Annotated in this window: 10 protein-coding genes; 5 read left to right on the top strand and 5 right to left on the bottom strand. The window is 67.7% G+C overall.

Translation table 11 applies throughout. The annotated features are described in order from the left end of the window. Positions 1-80: 80 nt before the first annotated feature. The 5 genes from ABUE31_RS02320 (at position 81) to ABUE31_RS02300 (ending at position 10,273) form a co-directional block, all read left to right on the top strand. Positions 81-2,474 (top strand): circularly permuted type 2 ATP-grasp protein, encoded by a 2,394-nt coding sequence (locus tag ABUE31_RS02320; protein ID WP_367721882.1) that lies wholly within the window; start codon positions 81-83, stop codon positions 2,472-2,474. A gap of 20 nt (positions 2,475-2,494) precedes the next feature. Beyond that, complete coding sequence (locus ABUE31_RS02315; protein WP_367721881.1) at positions 2,495-3,373, top strand: transglutaminase family protein; 879 nt, start codon at positions 2,495-2,497, stop codon at positions 3,371-3,373. Between the two features lie 99 nt (positions 3,374-3,472). Beyond that, positions 3,473-3,844, top strand: a complete 372-nt coding sequence (locus ABUE31_RS02310; RefSeq protein WP_367721880.1) for a DUF2946 family protein — start codon at positions 3,473-3,475, stop codon at positions 3,842-3,844. A gap of 103 nt (positions 3,845-3,947) precedes the next feature. Next, entirely contained in the window at positions 3,948-4,427 is a 480-nt protein-coding gene (locus ABUE31_RS02305) for a copper chaperone PCu(A)C (RefSeq protein WP_367721879.1), read from the top strand. Between the two features lie 296 nt (positions 4,428-4,723). After that, positions 4,724-10,273: a GAF domain-containing protein gene (locus ABUE31_RS02300; protein ID WP_367721878.1), complete on the top strand. Its 5,550-nt coding sequence runs from the start codon at positions 4,724-4,726 to the stop codon at positions 10,271-10,273. Here ABUE31_RS02300 and ABUE31_RS02295 read toward each other — a convergent pair. The 5 genes from ABUE31_RS02295 to ABUE31_RS02275 all read right to left on the bottom strand — a co-directional run bounded on the left by ABUE31_RS02295 (position 10,261) and on the right by ABUE31_RS02275 (position 21,484). Next, positions 10,261-11,646, bottom strand: a complete 1,386-nt coding sequence (locus ABUE31_RS02295) for a L,D-transpeptidase scaffold domain-containing protein (RefSeq protein ID WP_367721877.1) — start codon at positions 11,644-11,646, stop codon at positions 10,261-10,263. The two genes, ABUE31_RS02300 and ABUE31_RS02295, sit on opposite strands and share 13 nt — an antisense overlap. Positions 11,647-11,677: 31 nt before the next feature. Continuing rightward, positions 11,678-16,387 carry a VCBS domain-containing protein gene (locus tag ABUE31_RS02290; RefSeq protein WP_367721876.1) on the bottom strand — a complete coding sequence of 1,570 codons (4,710 nt, stop codon included), beginning with the start codon at positions 16,385-16,387 and terminating at the stop codon, positions 11,678-11,680. Positions 16,388-16,561: 174 nt separating this feature from the next. Continuing rightward, positions 16,562-17,866, bottom strand: a complete 1,305-nt coding sequence (locus tag ABUE31_RS02285; RefSeq protein ID WP_367721875.1) for an HlyD family type I secretion periplasmic adaptor subunit — start codon at positions 17,864-17,866, stop codon at positions 16,562-16,564. Continuing rightward, on the bottom strand, positions 17,859-20,045 hold the full coding sequence (locus ABUE31_RS02280) for a type I secretion system permease/ATPase (protein WP_367721874.1): 2,187 nt from the start codon (positions 20,043-20,045) through the stop codon (positions 17,859-17,861). Before ABUE31_RS02280 ends, ABUE31_RS02285 begins: the two co-directional genes overlap by 8 nt. A 50-nt stretch (positions 20,046-20,095) precedes the next feature. Further along, complete coding sequence (locus ABUE31_RS02275; protein ID WP_367721873.1) at positions 20,096-21,484, bottom strand: TolC family outer membrane protein; 1,389 nt, start codon at positions 21,482-21,484, stop codon at positions 20,096-20,098. Positions 21,485-21,610: the final 126 nt, after the last annotated feature.

Here is a 21,610-nt window from a genome sequence, read left to right as displayed (position 1 = left end):
CGCCCCTCCCTCGAAGGAGGAGGCGTGCGGTCGCGCAGGTTCTCGCAACGGGCCGCCTTGGCGGAGGGGGGACTTCTCCGATGAAGGCCCCGCGAACGGAGCCGCCGCGAAACCTCCTGCTCGATTCCTACCGTCCCATCGAGGGCGTGCTCGACGAGATGGTCGATGCGGCCGGCCGGCCGCGCCCCGCCTGGACGGACTTCGTCGCCGCGCTGGACGCGCTGGGGCCGGAGGAGTTGCAGGCGCGCTTTGCCCGCGCCGACCAGTACCTGCGCGACGCCGGCGTCTACTACCGCGTCTACGACCGCGACGGCGCCAATGAGCGCGAATGGCCGCTGGCGCATGTGCCGATGCTGGTCGACGAGACGGAGTGGACGGCGATCAGCGCCGGGCTGACCGAGCGCGCCGACCTGTTCGAAGCGATCTGCGCCGACATCTACGGCGAGAACCGGCTGGTCCGGCAGGGCCTGCTGCCGCCGGGGCTGGTCGCGTCGAGCCCGGAATATCTGAGGCCGCTCGCCGGCATCCGGCCAGCCGGCGGACATTTCCTGCATTTCTGCGCCTTCGACCTCGGCCGCGGACCGGACGGGCGCTGGTGGGTGCTCGGCGACCGCATGCAGGCGGCTTCCGGCGCCGGCTTCGCGCTGGAGAACCGCGTCGCGACGACGCGCGCCCTGTCCGACATATACGGCGACATGGATGTGCTGCGCCTCGCCGGCTTCTTCCGCCGGTTTCGCGATGCGCTGACCGGCATGGCGGGCGAGCCGGCCGGGCGCGCCGCCATCCTGACCCCGGGACCGCTCAACGAAACCTACTACGAGCACGCCTACATCGCCCGCTACCTCGGCATCATGCTGCTCGAAGGCGGGGACCTGACGGTCACCAACGGGCGGCTGATGGTGCGCACCGTATCGGGACTGCAGCCGGTGACCGTGCTGTGGCGGCGGCTCGACGCCGCCTTCGCCGACCCGCTCGAACTGCGCGCCGATTCCAGGATCGGCACGCCCGGTCTGACCGAAGCGCTGCGCGCCGGCTCGGTGACCGCGGTGAACGCGCTCGGCTCGGGCATACTGGAGACGCGCGCGCTTTCGGCATTCCTGCCCGCGATCGCGCAGGCGCTGAACGGCAGGCCGCTCGACCTGCCGGCGGTCGCGACATGGTGGTGCGGCCGCGCCGCCGACCGCCGAACGGTGATCGACAATCTGGACCGCATGATGGTCGGGCCGGCGCTGTCGACCCGCCTGCCCTTCGAGGACGACGACGCCACAGTTCTCGGCTCCCGCCTCGCCGCGAGCGAGCGCACGGCGCTGGTAGCGCGGATCGAAAGGGACGGCGCAGCCTTCGTCGGACAGGAGGCGGTGACGCTGTCGACGACGCCGGTCTTCGTCGGCGGCGTCCTCGAACCGAGGCCGGCCAGCCTTCGCGTCTACGTCGCGCGCACCGCCAACGGGTGGACCGCAATGCCCGGCGGCTTCGCCCGCGTCGGCTTCTCGCTGGACAACACCGCGATCGCCATGCAGCGCGGCGGACAGGCGGCCGACGTCTGGGTGGTCAGCGGCAGCCCGGTCCGCCACGAGACGCTGCTGCCCGGCGAACGCGACGCTTTCAAGCGCAGCCTGCCGGGAACGCTGCCCAGCCGCGCGGCGGAGAACCTGATGTGGCTCGGACGCTATATCGAGCGATCCGAGGACACCGCGCGCATCCTGCGCGCCTATCATGTCCGGCTCGCCGAGACGTCGGACCCGGACATGCCGCTGCTCGCCGACATGCGCGATTATCTCGCCCGCTACGGGATCGAGGCCGAGGCGGCGATCCCGGAGGCGCTGATCGGCTCCCTGGACAGCGCGGCCTACAGCGCCGGCCAGGTGCGCGACCGGTTCTCGCCAGACGGATGGCTCGCCCTGCGCGACCTCTCGAACACGGTGCACCGCTTCGCCGGCACCGTCCAGCCCGGCGACGACGCCACCCGCGCGATGACCGTCATCCTGCGCAAGCTGGCCGGCTTCTCCGGACTGCTCAGCGAAAACATGTACCGGTTCACCGGATGGCGCTTCCTCGAAATCGGGCGCAGGCTCGAACGCGCCATCCAGATCGCGCGATCGCTGGCCTGGCTGACGCGCGAGGACGCACCCGACGGCGCGCTCGACATGATGCTGGAGATCGGCGACAGCGTCATGACCCATCGCCGGCAATATGCGAGCGCCGGACGGCGCAGCCTGATCGACCTGCTGGCGCTCGACCCGCTCAACCCGCGCTCGGTGCTCTATCAGCTCGACCGGATGAAGCAGGAGATCGCACACCTGCCGGAGAGCAGCGACCGGGGGCATCTGTCTCCGGCGGCCAAGGACGTGCTGCGGCTGCACACGGCGCTTGCGACCGACGACCCGGCCGACCTGTCGACCGACACGCTCGATGCACTGGCCGACGACATCGCGGGGCTCTACAGCAGCCTGGCGCGAGCCTATTTTGCCTGACCCGATAGAGAAGCCGCCGCATGCTCTACGACATCCGCCTTCACCTGCACTACGACTACCACGACGCCGCCGGCGGCAGCCGCCATCACGTACAGGTCACGCCGCGAACGATCGCCGGTGTGCAGCGGGTCATCGCTTCATCGCTTTCCTTCGAGCCGACGCCAACGGAGCGCTCCGACTTTGTCGACTTCTTCGGCAATGCGGTGACCTCGGCGGCATTCCGCGGCGTCTATGAAGCGCTGGACATCCGCATGAGCGCGCGCGTCTCGGTGTCCCGGCCCGAGCCGGGCCTCGACGTTTCGCCCGGCCTCGGCACGCTCTTCGGCGAGATCGCCTCCGTGCGGTCGCTTGCCCCGGACTCACCGCATCATTTTGCAGCGGCGAGCGACTTCGTCGATATCGACGACGCCATCACCGCCTATGCCCGCGAAAGCGCCGGCCGCAACGCTTCCGTGGCCGCCATCGCCGACGATCTCTGCAACGGCATCTACCGGGATTTCGCCTATGACGGAGAGGCGACGACGGTGGCGACCAAGGCAGCCGACGCCTTCGCGCTGCGGCGCGGCGTCTGCCAGGACTTCTCGCATGTCATGATCGCCGGGCTGAGGGGGCTCGGCATTCCGGCCGGCTATGTCAGCGGCTTCCTGCGCACCATCCCGCCGCCCGGCAAGGACCGGCTCGAAGGCGCAGACGCCATGCACGCCTGGGTGATGGTGTGGTGCGGACTGGAGACGGGCTGGCTGGAGTTCGACCCGACCAACGGCATGCGGGCCTCGAACGACCACATCACCGCGGGCTGCGGCCGCGACTATGCCGACGTGGCCCCGATCGTCGGCGTGCTGAGGACGACCGGCAGCCAGGCCGGCGAACAGGCCGTGGACGTGATCCCGGTGGGTTGAGCCGCCATGGCAGCGGAGACAAGTCGCCGCATGACACCGGCTCCGGTATGCGCCGGCCGGCAGGCATGCTAGGTCTTGTCGCGTCTTCCGGGGCAGTCCATGCGGCAAAGCACTTTCAAAGCAGGAACGGCACGCATCGCGGCATTCGTCGCGGTGCTGGCGCTCGTGCTGCAGTCGGCAGCCGCCTTCGCCGCGCCGCCGGTCCAGCGCGACATCTTCGGAAACATCATCTGCGTCGATGGCAGCACCGGACAAAGCCCGAGGGGCGGCGGCCACGGCGGTGGTCACATGCCGGACTGCTGCTTGCTGTCCTGCGGCGGCCTGTTCCAGCCCGTGGCGGACCTGCCGGCAGCGCCGGTGTGGCCGGCTGTCGAGACCGCGGCCGCGGCAATCACGGTGCCCACGCCCAAGACCATAACGGTGCTTCCGACGCGCAGCCCCGCGAACCCGCGCGCTCCGCCTGCTGCCTGAACTCGGACGCCGTGCCTTGAGAAGGCATGGCAAGACGACCAGACAAGCAGCATACCGTTCGCAGACCGCCATGCGGCGCGGACGCAATCATCGGAGCAAAGTCATGACCTATTCTTTCCGTGCCGCGGCAGCCCTGGTGGCGGCCATCCTGATCGCAGCCCCGGCGGCCGCGCATGAGTACAAGCTGGGCAACCTCGAGATCGATCATCCCTGGTCGCGCGCCACGCTGCCGGGCGCCAAGGTCGCCGCCGGCTACCTGATCGTCAAGAACGGCGGCACCGAGCCCGACCGCCTTGTCGCGGTCGGCGCCGAGATCGCCGGCAAGGGCGAGATCCACGAAATGTCCATGAAGGATGGCGTGATGATCATGCGGCCTGTTGCGGGCGGCATCGAAATCCCGGCCGGCGGCGAGATCAAGCTAGAGCCGGGCTCGTTTCACCTGATGTTCATGGACCTGAAGGCCCCGGCCGTGGCCGGCGAAAAGTTCCCGGGCTCGCTGACCTTCGAGAAGGCCGGCACGGTCGAGGTCGAGTTCGCGGTCGAAAAGGCCGGCGGCGCCGATCACTCCGCGCACGGCGGCTGACGCCAGCAAGTCACGCCGACGCCCCTCTCCCGCCAAGCGGGAGGGGGATGCGCGGCCAACCGGCGATCACTTGCGCCCGGCTGCGAAAAAAGCCCGGCCGAACGGCCGTTTTGCTTTGGAAAACCTGGCTTTTGCGGCCGATCTTTGCGGCCCCCGCGCTTCCATCCCACCGTGAAAGGCTCTAGGTTGCCGGTCTCTCAGCCAACAGCCTACGAAAGCCCATGGTCGGACAGCTCGAAATCGCAGTTTTTTGCGGGGTTCCGCCTCGCCTTGCGCGCGCACGGCGCGCCTGACCCATGGCCAAGGCCGCAAAGGTTTCGAAATCTGCTTCGGACCAGCCGGCCCGCCGGCTGAGAGTTCCGCTTATCCTGAAGTTCGCCAGCGCGCTCGTGCTGCTGGTGGGCCTGCTGCTGGCGGCGGCGGCTGCCGTCAGCCTCTGGCAGGGCTACCAGGAGGCCGAACGCGGCGCCCTTGCCGTGGAACAGCAGAAGGCCGAGGCGATTGCCGCCAGGATCGACGGCCTGATGTCGACGCTGGAGACCCAACTGGCCTGGACGGCGCAGCCCGACTGGCGCGCCAGCGGTATCGACAGGCAACGAGCTGACTTCTCCCGCCTGCTCGGCCAGTTTCCGGCCATCACCGAGCTGTTCTACATCGACAGCCGGGGCTTCGAGCAGCTGAAGCTGTCGCGCCTGGCCCCGGAATCGGTCGCCAGCATGACGGTGCACCGGAACGAGCCCCGCTTCACCGAGACTGTTGCGAACCGGACATGGATCGGCCCCGTCTATGTGCGCAACGGCACCGACATGGCTGGTACGATCGGCATCGCGCATGCGGATGGCGGCGTCACCGTCGCCGAAATCGACCTCTCCTTCCTAGCCGATCCCCTGAAAGCGATCGTCGCCGAAGGCGAGCAGGCGTTCGTGATCGACCGCGCCGGCCGCCTGGTCGCCCATCCCGACCGCAATCCCGCCACCAGCGACAGCGACCTTTCCGCCCTGCCCCAGGTGGCGGCGGCGCTCGCCGCGGGCGGCAGAGGGACAAGTACCGCCGCGACGATGATGGATGGCGACGAGGCCGCCGCATTTGCGGCCTGGGCGCAGATCCCCCGCGTCGGCTGGACGGCGATCGCGCAGACATCCAGGGAAGCGGCGCTGGCGCCCTTCCAGATGCTGCTTTGGCAAACGGCGTTGCTGATTGGCGGCGGCCTGCTGCTCGCGGCGATGGTCGGCGTCTCGCTGGCCCGTCGCGTCACGTCGCCGATCAGGAAGCTGCAGGCCAGCGCCGAACTGCTTGGCGAGGGCGACCTGACGCAGCGCGTGAACGTCAGCAGGCGCGACGAGATCGGCAGCCTCGCCGACAAGTTCAACATCATGGCGAACCGGCTGCAGCAGAGCCAGAAGGGCCTGGTCGCCAAGATCGACGACAGCGCCGTGGGCTACGATGTCGCCCTGCAGCAGCAGTCGATCAGCACCGACATGGTGCGGACAATCAGCCGGTCAGGCTACGACCTCGAGCGCGTTTTGAACACGCTGATCGATTCGACCGTCCGGCTTTCCGAAGCCAATGTCGGCGCCGTGTGGCTGCGGGACGGCGACGCCTTCCGGCTCGCCGCGCAGCTTGGACATTCCAGCGACTGGGTCGCTGCCGCACGCGAGGCGCCGTTCACGAAGGATACCGACGCCCATGCGGTGGCGGCTGCGGCCGCCTATTCCGGGCAGGTCATCAACATCGACGACATCACGCGCGACCTGCGCTTCATGGGCGAGTACGGCGAACGCCCGGCAAACAGCGACGAGCGCGCCGCACTTGCCATTCCGCTGAAGAACGGCGACCGGGTCGAAGCCGTATTTTCGCTGTCGCGCGCCGACCCGATCCCCTTCATCGACCGGCAGGTTGCGCTGGCGCAGGACTTCGCCGACCAGGCGCTGATCGCCATCCGCACCGTCCGCCTGACGGAGACGATCGCCGGCAAGGACCGCGACCTCGCCGATTCGCTCGACGAACAGGCGGCGACCCGCACGATCGCCCGCGCGGTCGGCCGGGGACCGGCGGACGTGCAGGCCGCGCTGGACGCCATTACCGAGAACGCTGCGCGCCTCTGCAAGGCGCGCTACTGCCATATCGCGCTGCTCGACGGATCGCTGCTGCGCGTCAAGGCGCATCGCGGGCTGCCCCGCGATGCGGAGGAACTGATCGCCACGCCCGCCGCGCCGGTCGCCGGCGGACCGGCCGAAAAGGCGCTCGGCAGTTGCGAAACCGTGCGCGTCGCCGACCTCCAGGCGCAGGACATGTCTGCCGACGACCTGACGCGCCTGCTCGCGATCCGCTCGCTGGTGGCCGTGCCCCTGGTCAGGGGCGATCAGGCGATCGGCGTGATGACGGTCGCCGACCCCGAACCGAATGCGGTTCCGGAGCGTCGTCTCGCCCTCTTGCGCACCTTCGCCGACCAAGCCGTCGTCGCGCTCGACAATGCGCGTCTTTCCGAAGAGCTTGCAACGCGCGGGTCGGAGCTGGAGAGCACCCTCGGACAGCTTGCCGAACGCACGGCCGACCGTGACGACTGGCGCAATCGCCACGCCGGCGACCTCGAGGCCGGGGCAAAGCGGCACGCCGCCGAACTGGAGGAAGCCAGGCGGCTGCACAAGGCCGACGTCGACGAAGCGCGCCAGACCCTGGAGGCCACCGAAGAGCGCCACGCCGCCGAATTGGCGGAAGCGCGCCGACTGCACCAGGCAGATGTCGATGAAGCCCGCCAGACGCTTGAAGCCACCGAGGAGCGCCATGCCGCCGAACTGGAGGAAGCCAGGCGCCTGCACCAGGCCGACGTCGAAGAGGCGCGCCTGACCCTCGAGGCCACCGAACAGCAGCACGCCGCCGCGCTGGCGGAAGCAAGGCGCCTGCACCAGGCCGACGTCGAGGAAGCGCGCCAGACGCTCGAAGCCACCGAGGAGCGCCATGCCGTCGAACTGGCAGAGGCACGGCGCCTGCACCAGGCCGACATCGACGAAGCCCGCCAGACCCTCGAAGCCACCGAAGCGCGTCACGCGGCAGAACTGGCCGAAGCGCGGCGCCTGCACCAGGCCGACATCGACGAAGCCGGCCTGACGCTTCAGGCCACGGAGCAGCGCCACGCCGACGAACTGGCCGAGGCAAGGCGCCTGCACCAGGCCGACATCGACGAGGCCAGCCGGACGCTGGAGGCGATGCGGCAGGGGCACACGGCCGAGCTGGACGAGATCCGTCGCCAGCATGCCGCCGAACTGGAGCACACGGGCCAGTTGCATGCGACCGAGCTTGACGACACGCGCAAGCAGCATGCGGACGCCATGGACGAAGCGCGCACCAACCATGCAATGGAACTCGACCAGGTCCATCAGCTGCACGCGGCGGAAATCGGCGAAGCGCGCAAGCAGCACATCGAGGACCGCGACGATGCAGAGCAGGTTCGCAGCGCCACCACGCACGCGCTCCGGCTGCTCGCCGATGTCGAGGGCGAACCGCAACGGATGCTCGACGCGGCCGCGGCCGCGGCGCTGACGCTTTGCCGGGCCGGATCGGCCCAGCTGCTGCTTCTGAATGGCGGCGTTCTCCACCTGGCCGCGTCGGACGGTTCACCGGATGGAGAAAACTCGCTCGCCGAACGCGCGCTGGCGGAGACCCGCGCCGTGCAGGTCGCCGGCAATTTCGAGGACGCCGCACCCAAGGCAGAACTCGCCGTGCCGATCACGATCGGCGAGGAAACGATCGGCGTCCTGGCGCTGTCGCGCGCGTCGGCCGGCGCCTTCGGCCGCGACGAGGTGGAACTGGCCGGCATCCTCGCGGCGGAGGCCGGCGTCGCCATCGCCAGCGCGCGGCTCGCGGGCCGGTTCGAGGAGCGCGGCGTGCGCCTCGACGACACCCAGCGAGAACTCGATGAGGCGACCGCGCACCAGATGGCAACGGCCGACGTGCTGCGCGTCCTGAACGACGCGGCCTTCGACCTGCCCGACGCGCTCGCCGCCCTGGCCGACCATGCGCAGCGGCTGGCCGCGGCTTCGTCCGCGCGCCTTTACCTGAGGGACGGCGAAAGGCTCGAATTTGCGGTGGGCGCGGGCCTCACAGAGGATCAGCGGTCCTTCGAGATCGCCAACCCGCAGCCGATCGACCGCAGGACCGCGACCGGACGCGCGGCCTCGGAAACCACGATCGTTCAGCATGCCGACAGCGCGGGGAGCGCGGGGAGCGCGGCTGCGCCCGACGCGGAGCGGTTCGGCCAGGTCCCTGCCCTTCTGTGCGTTCCCCTCGTGCATCGGGGAACCGCGATCGGCGTGCTGACGCTGACGCGGGCGGAAGCGACGCCCTTTGCCGACCGGCAGGTCGTACTGGCGAAGACGCTGGCGGACGAGGCGGTCGTCGCGATCGAGCAGGTTCGACTGTCCGACGATGTGGCGGCCCGCGAAAAAGACCGTCGCGCGTTGCTGCGCCAGCAGGCGGCCATCGCCACTGTCCTGGAACAGGTCAGCCGACCGCCCTTCAACCTCGACGGCGTGCTGACCGCGCTGACGGCGGCGGCGGCATCATCCTGCGAGGCCGGCGGCGCGGCGATCCATCTGCTCGAGGACGACGCCTACCGCGTCGCCGCGGCGACCGGCGCGATGCCCTCGGAACTGGTGCGCCCGCAACCGGCCGACCGCGACGGCTGGATCGGCCTCGCAGCATCCGAAGGCACGGTGCTGCACGTGTCGGACACGGATATGGAAGCCGAGGACGCCGGTATTGCCAGGATCAGCGGGCTGGCGGCTATCCTGTGCGTGCCGCTGCTGCGCGACGGGAAGGTCGCGGGCGTTCTGGTGCTGACCCGGCACGAGGCGAAACCGTTCAGCGAACACCAGGTGGCGCTGGCCAGGATCTTCGCCGACGAGGCGGTCCTCTCCATCGACTGCGCGGTGCGGTCGGACGAGACGGAGGCGCGCAACCGGGAACGCACCGACCTGCTTCGCGACCTGCACGCCGCAAGGTCGCGGCTCGCAGAAGCGGACCGGCTCGCGTCGCTCGGCCAGTTGATCCCGGCGATCGGGCACGACATCGAGCATCGCCTTGCCGAGGTCAACGACGTCTCGCGGCGGTCCAACCGGTTGGTCGACGACATCCGCATGGTGCTGGAGGCCGCCGTCATCGACGGCCGCACCAGGGCCGAGGTCGAAGAACTCGGCGACACGCTGAAGGAGCAACTCGTCAAGGCGGTCTGGAACGGAGAACGGGCCGAATCGGTGGTCCGCAGCACGCTGCTCCAGTCGTTCGACGGCCCCGGCAGCCACCGCCCCGTCGACATCAACGCGGTGGTCGACGAAAGCCTGGGGCTGGCCTACCAGGGCGCCCGCGCCGGACGCGAGGATTTTCGTGTCGCGCTGGAGAAGACGTTCGATCCCAAGGCCGGCACCGTCGATCTCTACCCGCAGGAGCTTACGCGCGCACTGACCAACGTCTTTGCCAACGGCCTCGACGCGACAGAGCGCCGCGGCGCGGCCGCCAATGGCGGGTCCTACGAGCCGACGCTGACGGCCTCCACCCGGAACCTGGGCGACGCCGTCGAGATCACCATCCGCGACAACGGGACCGGCATCGACGCTTCCGTCCGTGAAAAGATGTTCGATCCCTTCTTCACGACCAAGCCGGCCGGCGAAGGAACCGGGCTCGGCCTGTCGCAGAGCCGCGACATCATCGTGAACCAGCATGCCGGCCGGATCGAGGTGGAAACGCAGCCCGGATCGTTCACCGAGTTCCGCATCGTGCTGCCGCGCGGCGGCGCGGCGCTGGCCGGCCAGGGCGGCGAGAAGCCGGCGCAGGCGGCTCAGTCGAGCTGAAGCAGCCTTGCAACGACGGCATCGCGGCCGCTGCCGTCGCCGCGGAAATGCACGGTGCCGTCGCGGTTCGCCCAGGCCGTCACGAAGGTGACGAAAAGCGGCAGCGGCGTTTCGAAGGCGACCGTCGCCGGCGCATTCGCGGAAAGCAGCGCATCGGTGGCGGTTCCCGCCGGCGCACGGGCGGCGACGAGTTCCGCAAGAAGAGCGGACAGGTCGGAAACGGCGATCGTGCGTTCGCCGCCCTCGCCCGCGATCCTTTCGACGAATGGCGAACGGACCGTCAGCGCGAGCGGCGACGCCGCTGACGGTCGAACCTCGACGCCGGTGATCTCGCCGAAGAATGTCGGCAGCAGCGCCAGATCCGGCGCATTCAGCAGTTCGACGAAAAGCTCCGGCCGCCCGCCGTGGACGATCTTCACATTGGCGTCGGCGAGGTTGATGTAGATGTTGTCCTCGCCGAGGTCCCGGTTCTGCCACCGGCGACGCTCGAGATTGACCTTGATCTGGCGGATGCGGGTCGAGATCGGCACCGCCATCGCGGCCAGGGTGGCACCATCGATCGTCCCGGTCGGGTCGAGCCCGTGCCGCGTCTGGAAGGAGCGCACGGCCTGGACCGTCTTTTCGTCATGCACCGCGGATCCGTCCATCAGGGCGATCGGCAGGTCGCCGGCCAGCGCCAGCAGCCGGCGGATATCGCGCATGCGCGCATCCTCGGCCCCGGCGGCGATCGCGGCGCCGCCTGCGTCGATCGCCGGCCAGCGGCCGGACGCCTCGATGCGGCTGAACTCGCCGAGCTTGGCGATCAGCCTGACATAGCGATAGTCCTCGCTGAGCATGGCGCCGGCGAAGTCGCGCAGGTTCTCGGCGGCCTCCGCCGCCGCGACATAGTCGGCCGGCGCCAGCGGAATCGGAGGGACCGCATTTTCCGACGGCGCCGTATCCGGTCCGAGGCGTCCGTTGGCGAGATCGCCGCCGAAGTCGACCGCCGCGCCGGACAACAGCATGTCGAGCCGCGCGAGGTCGTCGGGCGCGGGCGAACCCATCAGCGCCTCGATCTCCGAGGCATGGTAGAATTCGGGCGAGAGGCCGTGCACACCCGATATCTTCAGTTCGCCGAGCAGCGCCCTCGCCTTCGTCTTCGGCCCGTTGTCGCGAACCCAGATCGGCTTGAAATCGCGCACGACATAGATGTCGCGGATTGCGTCGAGGCCGGCATTGGCCTCGTCCGAACCGGTGTCGGCGGCTCCGGAGTGGAAGGCGGCGCGCAGCGATTCCGCCACGATGGCATTGTCTTCGGCGGCGGACGCGACGCCATTTGCCGCCACTGCAGCGGCCAATAGAACCGAACAAGCGAAACGGATTCCGTTCGTCATGGTCGGTACGCTCGCTGCAGGCGCCGGTTCGTCATGCATTCAGTGAATTGGAGAAGGCAAGCGCGGCTTCGGCATCGTCGTAGACGATGTTGATGGTGGCCGTGTCCGAAATGCCGACCAGCGTCGCGATGTCCTGCCCGCCGACACTCAAGATCGCATTGCCGAACCCGTCGTCGGCGAGGTTGATCTCGATCGGCGCACCGGGATTGAAGCTGGGATCCAGAAGCTCATCCAGGTTGATGACGTCTTCGGCGGCGTTGAAGTCGAGGATCGTATCCACGCCCGTCTCCCCGGCGAGGAAGAAAAATTCGTCGCTGCCCAATCCACCGGTCAGTTCGTCGGAGCCATCGCCGCCGAACAGTTGATCGTCGCCAGCCTCGCCAAACAACTGATCGTCGCCAGCCAGTCCCATAAGTCGGTTGGAGTCCCCATCTCCCGACAGCCAATCGGCGAACTGGGTACCTCGAGCGTGTTCGATGTCGATCAGCATGTCGCTGTCGCCGAAGCCGTCGGTCGCGGTTCCGGTGGCCAGATCGACGGTGACGCCGCCCGTGCCGCCCCGGTCGACGTCGCGGTCGTAGCGCACGGTGTCGTTGCCGCCCGCCCCGTCCATCGTGTCGTTGCCGGCCATGCCGCGGAACGTGTTGTCGTTGGCGTCACCGACAAGGGTGTCGCCCCACTGCGAGCCACGCAGGACCTCGATACCGGTGAAGCTCTCGACATTGCCCCACGTATCGGTGCCGGTTCCCAGGGCAAGGTTAACGACAACGCCGCTGCCGCCGGTCTCGTTATCAAACGAGACCTGATCGAAACCGCCGGAGCCGCCGTCATAGCTATCGGCGCCGTCGCCACCCCGGAAGAAGTTGTCGGCTTCGTTGCCGATCAGGGTGTCGTCATTGGCGGAGCCATCGACCTCCTCGATTCCCGTCGCGGACTCGACATTTCCATAGGTGTCGGTGATGACGCCGGTGGCCAGGTTGGCATAGACGCCCAAGGTACCGGTCTCGTCGCGGAAGCTGATCGCGTCAAACTGGTCCGGTCCGCTGCCGCCGCCGACATAGGTGTCGGTTCCTTCACCGCCGACGAGCCAGTCGTCGCCTTCACCGCCATCAAGGGTATCGTCGCCCTCTCCACCCTCGAGGTAGTCGTTGTCGCCAAGTCCGTAGAGCGTATCGTTGCCGAGCCTGCCTACCAGTGCATCCTGGCCCGCGGTGCCATACAGAATGTCGTCGCGGTCGCCGCCATTCACGCCGTTTATGACGACGGTGACGTCCTTGCTGGCCGTGCCGCCGTTGCCATCGTCCAGGGTGACGGTGAAGACAGCCGTCACCGTCTCCCCCTCGCCGAGATAGGACAGGTCGACGCCGTCGAGGTTGAAGCTCCACTCGATCGTCCCGTTGTTGGCGCTGCCGCTGCCGAGCGCGACACTGAACGCCGCCTCAATCGCCTCGGCCTGCTCCGTCGTCAGGCTGAACTCCGTCACGCCGTCGGCGGCCAACGCCGTCATCGTGTCGAGGGCCTTGCTGGGGCTCGGCGTGTCGGTCAGGTCAACATCGGCAAAGTCCAGTACGCCGCTGTCGCTCTGTACGCCGACCCCTTCGATGACCGCCCCGGCATCTTCGCCGGCGGCGGCGCTGATCACAGGCGCGTCGTTGGCGCCGGTGATCGTGACAACGATCTGCTGCGTCGTGGAGGTGTCGTTGCCAGCCGCGCTGTCGTCGCGAACCGAGACGTTGTAGGTGATGGTCAGCGTCTCGCCGGCCGCCAGGTAGTCGAGTGCACTGTCGGCCACGGTGTAGGTCCAGGTGGCGCTGTTGGTCACCTGGTCGACAGTGCCGATCTCCAAAGAACCCGGATCGCTTGTGGGGTCGGTCCCATCGCTCCAAACGGCCGACACGAAGACCGGCGTCACCACGCTGTGCTCGTCGGTCGTATCGACGTCGCTGAAGACGATCGTGCCGGCCGCCGTCAACGGCGTCGCGGACCCCGTCATAGCCGCCTGCTCGGTGATGCTGTCGGCCAGCACCGACGACGTCTCTATGACCGGCCGGTCGTTGGTGCCGGTGACAGTGATCGTCACGTCCTGCGTGACTTCCGCCCCGTTGTCGTCGGCGAGCGTCACCGTGTAGGTCAGCGTCAGGCTCTCATCGACCGCCAGGTAGTCGAACGCGTCGGTTCCCGCGTCGAAGCTCCAGTTCGCAGTGCCCGACGTGGAAACGCCGTCGATGACCACGCCCGACTGCGGCGAGAACATCGCCAGAAGCGCGGCGTTCGAGGGCAGCGCCGCATCGCCGTCATCGCCGGACGTCGCCACCGTCACGCCGGTGATCGACACGACGTCGGTCGTATCGACATCGCCGACATCGAAGGAACCGGACGTGGTCAGCGACAACTCGGTCTCGGCCAGCGTCTCCGAGACGTCGGTTGCGGCGGTGATCTGCGGCTGGTCGTTGGTGCCGGTGACGGTGATCGTCACGTCCTGCGTGACTTCCGCCCCGTTGTCGTCGGCGAGCGTCACCGTGTAGGTCAGCGTCAGGCTCTCATCGACCGCCAGGTAGTCGAACGCGTCGGTTCCCGCGTCGAAGCTCCAGTTCACAGTGCCCGACGTGGAAACGCCGTCGATGACCACGCCCGACTGCGGCGAGAACATCGCCAGCAGCGCGGCGTTCGAGGGCAGCGTCGCATCGCCGTCATCGCCGGACGTCGCCACCGTCACGCCGGTGATCGACACGACATCGGTGATGTCGACGTCGCCGACGTCGAAGGAACCGGACGTGGTCAGCGACAATTCGGTCTCGGCCAGCGTCTCCGAAACGTCGGTTGGGGCCAGAATCACCGGTTCGTCGTTTGAACCGTCTTCGGCGGCGCCGATAATCGTGACCGTCACCGTCTGCGTGTCTGTCGCCCCATGCGGGTCGGTCACCTGGACGGTGTAGACGAGCGTGACGGTCTCCCCGAGGGCGAGATAGTCGAACTGGTCTTCAGTTCCGACAAAGGTCCAAACGATGGTACCCGCGGTTCCCGTCGATCCTGAGTCCGAGGAGCCGGCGAGACTAAGCATGCCTTGCAGGGCGGCACCGCCGAGCGGGTTGGGCGGGGCCCCGCCGGTCGGCGTCTCGACGACAGATACGACCTGGTAGGTATGGCCGGTGTCGGAGATATCGACGTCGTTGAAGGCGATCGTCCCCGTCGTCGGGCCACCTGAAAAGGCGCCGCCGACGCCGCCGGCCTCGCTCGATTCCGCCAGAGTGGTCGAGACCGGGCCGTCGGTGATCACCGGCGCATCGTTGCGCCCGTCGACCGTGATCCTGACGGTGGCCGTGTCGGTGAAGCCGAACTGATCGGAAATCGTATAGGTAAAGGTCTCGATCGCCTGCTCGCCGACCGCCAGGAAATCGAAGGCGCTTGTCGGATCGAAGGTGATGCCGCCGGTCTTGGAAATCACCAGGTCCGCGCTGACAGTCTGGCGGGGCCAATCGACCGGCAGGGGAACATAGGCATTGTTGAGGGTGAAGGTCAGCGTACTGCCGTTGACCTGAATGACCGTGACCGGAAAGCCTTCCGGATCGAAATCAGGCCCGCCCCCCGATGCATTGATCACATTGGCGACGATGCCCAGGTCCTCGTTGGTCGAGAACGCGTCATCGCGCGCGTCGGGCGGGTCGTCCGTGTCGGGATTGGAATCGACGATAGCGCCTCCGCCGCCGGGGCCGCCGCTCCCGCCGTCGTCGCCGGTTCCATCGCCGTGACTTCCGGCGGAAGCCGACGCATCGTAGGCGACCTGCTTGTAGGCGTTCGACCCGTTGTATTGGGTGCGGTCGCCCAGCGCGCTCGACACCGCGTCGCGGATGTCGGCCATCAGGGCCTCGTCCTCGAGCAGGTCGACGCCCGACTTCGCGACCTTGACCGCTTCGCCGGAAAGCGACGTGATGACCCACTTGTCGCCGACGGATTCGACGGTGCCCAGGATTTCGCCCGTCACCTTGTCGAGCAGCAGGTAGCTGCCGATCTTGCCGTCCTCGGGATTGGGCAGGATACCGAACGTCATGACGCCGAGACCGGCGTCGATGTCGGCGGTCGGCGTCGTGCCGCGGATGCCCATGGTGGCGACCGGCGTCTCGACCTTCATGTCGCCGGCAGGCGCCACCTTGCCCGTGACAAAGACAAACGAGCCCTGCACGAGGTTGATGACCATCGAACTGTCGGCGGCCTTGGCCGGATCGAAGATCAGCTCGTCGAGCACCATGCGGGCGCTTGCCGACATGGAGAAGACGGAATCGTCGATAAAGACGACGCCGAGCTTGGAACCTTCGCCCGTGCTGATCACGTCGCCCTGGTAGACCGGGGCGTCCTTGGCGAGGTCGACGGTCACGCCGTCCTTGTGGGTGGCGGTCGCCGCGCCCTCGATGGACACCACCTTGCCGATCTCGGTGAGCCCGGCGGTTGCGCCTCCCTCCTGCGCGTATTGCCCCGGCGCCATCGGTCCGGCGAGCGCCTTGACGACGCCCGGCGTCAGAAACGCGCCGTTCGGGCCGACCAGATTGGCTCCGGCACCGGCGAAATAGTCCTCGACCAGCAGGGTGGTGTCGCCGTGCCGGATGACAAGGTCGTGGCCCTGCCTGGAATAGTCGCCAAGAAACAGCGCCTCCGGATCCGCAACCTGTACGGAGCCCGATGCGTCAGAATGCAGTTTGACTGGAGCGACGGGCAATCCGTCGCTGACTGCGCCCGTTGATGCCATTCGCCTGAAGGTTCCCCTGACGGAATGCCGTCAGCCCATTCGCACCGCAGCATAACGCTCAATATCCGCCGAGTCTACCGAGGCTGCCGCAAGGTCATCTGAACATGCCCACGCGGCAACACAGTAAACAGGCGGTAAACGCAGTAAAACGGCCCCGATCGATCGCCCGCCCCCTCATCTCGCCTCGCGAAATGCCTGGTCGCGAATCCTCAGGACCGGCTTCAGCAAATATTCGAGAACCGTCCGCTCGCCGTTCAAGATGTCGACGGTGGCGACCATTCCCGGAATGACGCGCATATTCGAGCCGGCGTCCCCGGTGCCGACGATGACCTGGTAGAAGGTCTCGCCGTTCTCGTCGGTGATGGTGTCCGCGCCGATGCGCTCGACCGCGCCCTTCAGCGTCCCGTACTTCGTGTAGTCGTAGGCGGTGAGGCGGATCGTCGCCTCCGCGCCCGGTTGGATGAAGGCGACATCCTGCGGGCGGATGCGCGTCTCGACCAGCAGGCGATCATCGACCGGCACGATCTCGACGACGTTGACGCCCGCCGCGATGACCTCGCCGATGGTCGCCACGCTGAGAGCGTTGACGATGCCTGCGACAGGCGACTTCAGCATCGCCCGCCGCACGCGGTCGTCGGCGCCGCGCAGGCTTTCCTGGACCACCGACATCTCGGCGTTGACGCGCGAGATGCGGGCCTGCACGTCGGCGAGGAAGGCGGAGCGCTCCGCCTCGACCTGCGCTTCGGCCTCGGCCACCTCTGCCTCCAGGCGCAGCTTGCCTGCCTGCCATATCGCCAGTTCGCCGCGCAGTTCGACCACCTGGCGCTGGATGCGCAGGAACTCGAGTTCGGGAACCGCCTTGCGATCGAACAGGGCGCGCGTCAGCTCCAGTTCGCGTTCGCTGAGTGCTAGCGCTTCGGCCTGCTTGGCCGCGGTCGCCTCGGCTTCGCGCAGCGTCTGGCGGCGCTGCACGAGCTGCTGCTCGCGGATCAGGATGTTTTCGTCGAGCTTGCGCCGGTCGGCAAGGAAGATCGCCAGTTGGTCGCGGTAGAAGAGTTCGAGGCCGGCCTCGGCCTGTAGCGGCGGCGCAAACGTCTCGTCGCCACGCGCCTGGGCGTTCAACCGGTCGAGCTCGGCGGCAAGTGCCAGTTGCTGCTGGCGCAGTTCGCCGAGCCTGGAGGCGACGCCGGTATCGTCGATGCGCACGAGGTTCTGCCCGGCCGCGACGCGGTCGCCCTCGCGGACGAGGATTTCGGCGACGATGCCGGGCTCCAGGCTCTGCACCACCTGCACCTGGCTGGACGGAATGACCCGTCCGACGCCGGAGGCCATCTGGGCGACATGCGCCACGGATGCCCAGAGCAGGAACAGCACGAAAAGCGTGCCTATGACGATGAGGATGCGCCAGGCGCCCGGCGTGACCGAGGATTCGATCGCCGCGCGCGGGTCGTTGGCGAAGTCGAGGTCGACGTCAGCCATCGGCGCCCCCTTGCTCCCGGCCAACGATCCGGCGCTTGACCAGGGAGGCCAGCACCTTGTCCTTGGGACCATCGGCCACGACGCGGCCGTCCTCAAGCACGACGAGGCGATCGACAAGCTCCAGCATCGATACGCGGTGGGTTGCGAGGATCAGCGTGACGTCCGGCTTCAGCCAGTTGCGGAAACTGCGGATGAAGGCGGCCTCCGTCAGATTGTCCATGGCGCTGGTCGGTTCATCCAGCACCAGCACGCGGGGATTGCCGACGAGCGCACGGGCGATCGCGACGGCCTGGCGCTGGCCGCCGGAGACGGCGCGGCCGCGCTCACCGACCTGCAGCGCATAGCCGAGCGGACTGGCCTGCGCGATCGCGGCGATGCCGGTGGCAACAGCCGCTTCCTCGAAAGCAACGTCGTCGGCGCGCCTCCCAAACAGGACATTCTCCTTCAGCGTGCCGGCGAAAAGGTCGGGATCCTGGCCGACATAGGCGACGGCCTTGCGCAGATCGGCCATCCAGCGATGCCTGATGTCGGTGCCGTCGACAAGGACGGCGCCCTGCTGCGGCGCATAGAGGCCGCACAGGAGCTTGCCGAGCGTCGACTTGCCGGACGCCACGCGCCCGATGACGCCGACGCGCTCGCCCGGCGCTATCCTGAGAGAAAGCCCGTCGAGCGCGTTCGTGGCCTGGCCCGGATACGCGAAGGCGACGTCGCGAATCTCGAGCCTGCCCTCGTCGATGCCGCCACCGCCATCGTGAGGTGTGTTGTGGTCGCGATCGAGCCGCATCATGCGGTTGAGTTGCCTGAGGGCGGCGAACGATGCCTGGGCGCGCGCCAGGGTCATTGCGATGCCGCTGAGCGGCGCCAGCACGCGTCCTGCGAGGATGTTCGAGGCGATCAGCGCGCCGATCGTGATGTCGCCGGCGGCCACCAGGTATACACCGAGGACGATCAGCACGACGCTGACGCCCTGCTGCACGAACATGCTGAAGAACATGGCCAGCGAAGACCAGAAGCGAAGCGATGAACTCGCCCGCACCGAACCGGCGACGGCGTCTTCCCACTTCTTCTGCAGCGCGCCCTCGCCGGCCACCGCCTTGACCGTCTCGACCCCGACCAGTGACTCGACAAGGATGGTGTTGCGGTTGGTCTTGGTGAGTTGCGCGGCGTTGACCGCGCGCGCCAGCGGTATCTGGATCAAGAGGGTGGCGACCAGCACCAACGGCACCGCGGCCAGCGGCACCAGCGCCAGTTCGCCGACGATCATGTAGAGCAGGCCGAGAAAGACGCCGATGAACAGCAGGTCGATGACGGAGACGATGCTCGACGAGGTGAAGAAGTCGCGCACGTTCTCGAACTCGCGGATGTGGTTCGCGAATTCGCCGGCGCGCGAAGAGCGGCTCGCCATCGTCGCGTCGAGCGCCTGTTCGAACAGCGCGGCCGACACCTTCATGTCGACGCGCCTGCCGGAACTCTCGATGACACCGGAACGCAGCATGCGCAGGACGAAATCCGCGCCGAGCGCGATCGTCACGCCGGCGGCAAGCGCCCAAAGCGTCGGTATCGCGTTGTTGGGGATGACGCGGTCGTAGACATTCATCACGAAGAGCGGCAACGCCAGCCCGAGCAGGTTGATGACGAGCGCCGCGAGGATCACGTAGGTCCAGGTCGGCCACAGCCTCCAGACGACCGACCACAACCAGTGTCCCTGCGCGCGCCGCAGCATTGCCGAATCCGATGCGACCGCGTCCTGCTGGCGGCGATCGGCGACATAGATGACGCTGTCGAAGGACTGGCGGTCGAGATCCTTGAGCCGCATCGTCCGGGGGTCGGATCCCGGAACCACGACGGTCGCCTTGCGCGCGCGATGCCGCTTCTCGACCACGATCGCGGTGTCGCCACTCTTCAGGAGCGCAACGAAGGGGCAGACAAGGCCGGACACTTCCGACGGGCGTCGCTCGACGATGCGTGCGTCGAGGCCCAGCCGGTCGGCGGCGCGCGCGAAAAGGTCCAGCGTCAGCCGGCCGCCGGAGAGCGGCAGGCCCTGCAGGACGGCCGCCTTCGAGAACGGTCGGCCATGCAGGCCGGCAAGATGTTCGAGCGCAGCTAGAAGCGGATCGTAGACGTCGGCATGGCCGGTCTGCGGGACGCTTTCACCAGACGATCCAACCCTCTGGTCCACCGGTCAGGAACCCCGCGGACCATCACTTCGGGATATGTCCGCGCGGGGGGTCATTGCTGACCGAGCGGCGGAATGTCGAAGGGCTTCTGCGACGGGCCGCGCAGGAATGTCGGCAGAGGATTGGCAGGCACGTCGGGAATCTGCTGCGCCTGGACCCCGAGCGTCACCAGGAGCGTACCCATCTGTGCCAGCAGCTCATAGCTCGAGAAGACATGCAGCGCGGTCACGTTGGACAGTTCGAACTGGCTAGCGAACAGCGCGTTCTCCGCATCGAGCACATCGAGCAGGCTACGCTTGTTGGCGTTGTACTCGTCCTGGTAGGCGGCAAACACCTTCCGGTTCTGGCCGACTTCGCGCTGGATCGCGGCAACCTCGGCACGACCATCGACGAGGCGTGCCCAGGACGTCTCGACTTCCTGGGTCAGTTCCCTGAGCAGGATCAGTTGCTCGGCGACCTTTTCGGAGTAGCGCTCGCTGAGTTCGGCCGTCCGGTTGCGCCTGACGCCACCGTCGAACAGCTTCCAGCGCAGCACGACCCTCGCTCCCAGCTCGTCGTTTCGGCCAGGCGTACCGTCCAGATCCTCGCCGCGCGTCGCGTTGCCTTCCAGGAAGACCTGCGGGTAGAGCGTCGAGCTGAACTGCTGCTTGTCGAAGTAGGAAACCTCGGCTTCCGCCGCTGCTTCCCTGACGCGCGGATTGTTGCGGATCGCGCGGTTGGTCACCTCGGCGACCGTCTTGGGAATCCCGGACGCATAGGCGACCTGCTTCAGCCCGGAAGGCGGAACGCCGACGGCGTTCTTGTATTTCGCCTTGGCCGTTTCGCGCGCAACGGTGATCTGGGCGACCAGCGCCTTGGCGGCTTCGACGCGCTCGATCGTCTGCTCGAGATCGCCGATGGGCGCGCGCCCGCCGTCATAGCGCTCGCGGATGATGCGCAGCAGCTTCTGGTGGCGCGCGACGTTCTGGTTGGCCAGCTTGAGCAGGTCGTCATGACGAACGACGTCGATATAGGCCTCGACGCTGTTGAGACCGACCGCCTCGGAGCGCACCATCACCCTGTGGGAGGCTGCGGAGATGCTCGCCTGCGTACGATAGATGTCGTTGGCGCGCTCCCAGCCGTCGAAAAGCACCTGGCGGATGCTGATCGTCGCCTGCCGCGGGTCCTGCCAGTTGTCGTTGACGGCGGGCCCCAGGCCCTGTGGCCGGTCGATCCGCTGCTGACCGGCGTCCGCGTTGAGTTCGACCTCCGGCAGAAAGCGTCCCTTGGCCTGCCTGAACGAGTATTCGCTCGCCCTGCGGTTGGCCTGTGCCGCGTCGATCCTGGGATTTGTGAGAACTGCCTGCTGGACGGCTTCGCGAAGCGAAGTGGCATGGACGCTGCCGGTCAGGGCCGCCAATGAAATGGCAGCCGAAATGAACGCGACGCTCGTACCCCTCATACGCTCGACCCCTCGCACAGGCTTTGCTCATACACGAAACAACGCCAAAAGGACAGGTTTGATGTTGCAGTGCAAAGGAATTGGCGATCGATCGAATGTTTTTCCGGGGCCCACTGTGCTATTTGG

Origin of the sequence: Mesorhizobium marinum (genome assembly GCF_040813675.1) — a bacterium.
Classification (GTDB): domain Bacteria; phylum Pseudomonadota; class Alphaproteobacteria; order Rhizobiales; family Rhizobiaceae; genus Mesorhizobium_K; species Mesorhizobium_K marinum.
Note: the sequence above shows the minus strand (reverse complement) of the source record. Positions and strands in the feature narration are given on the sequence as shown.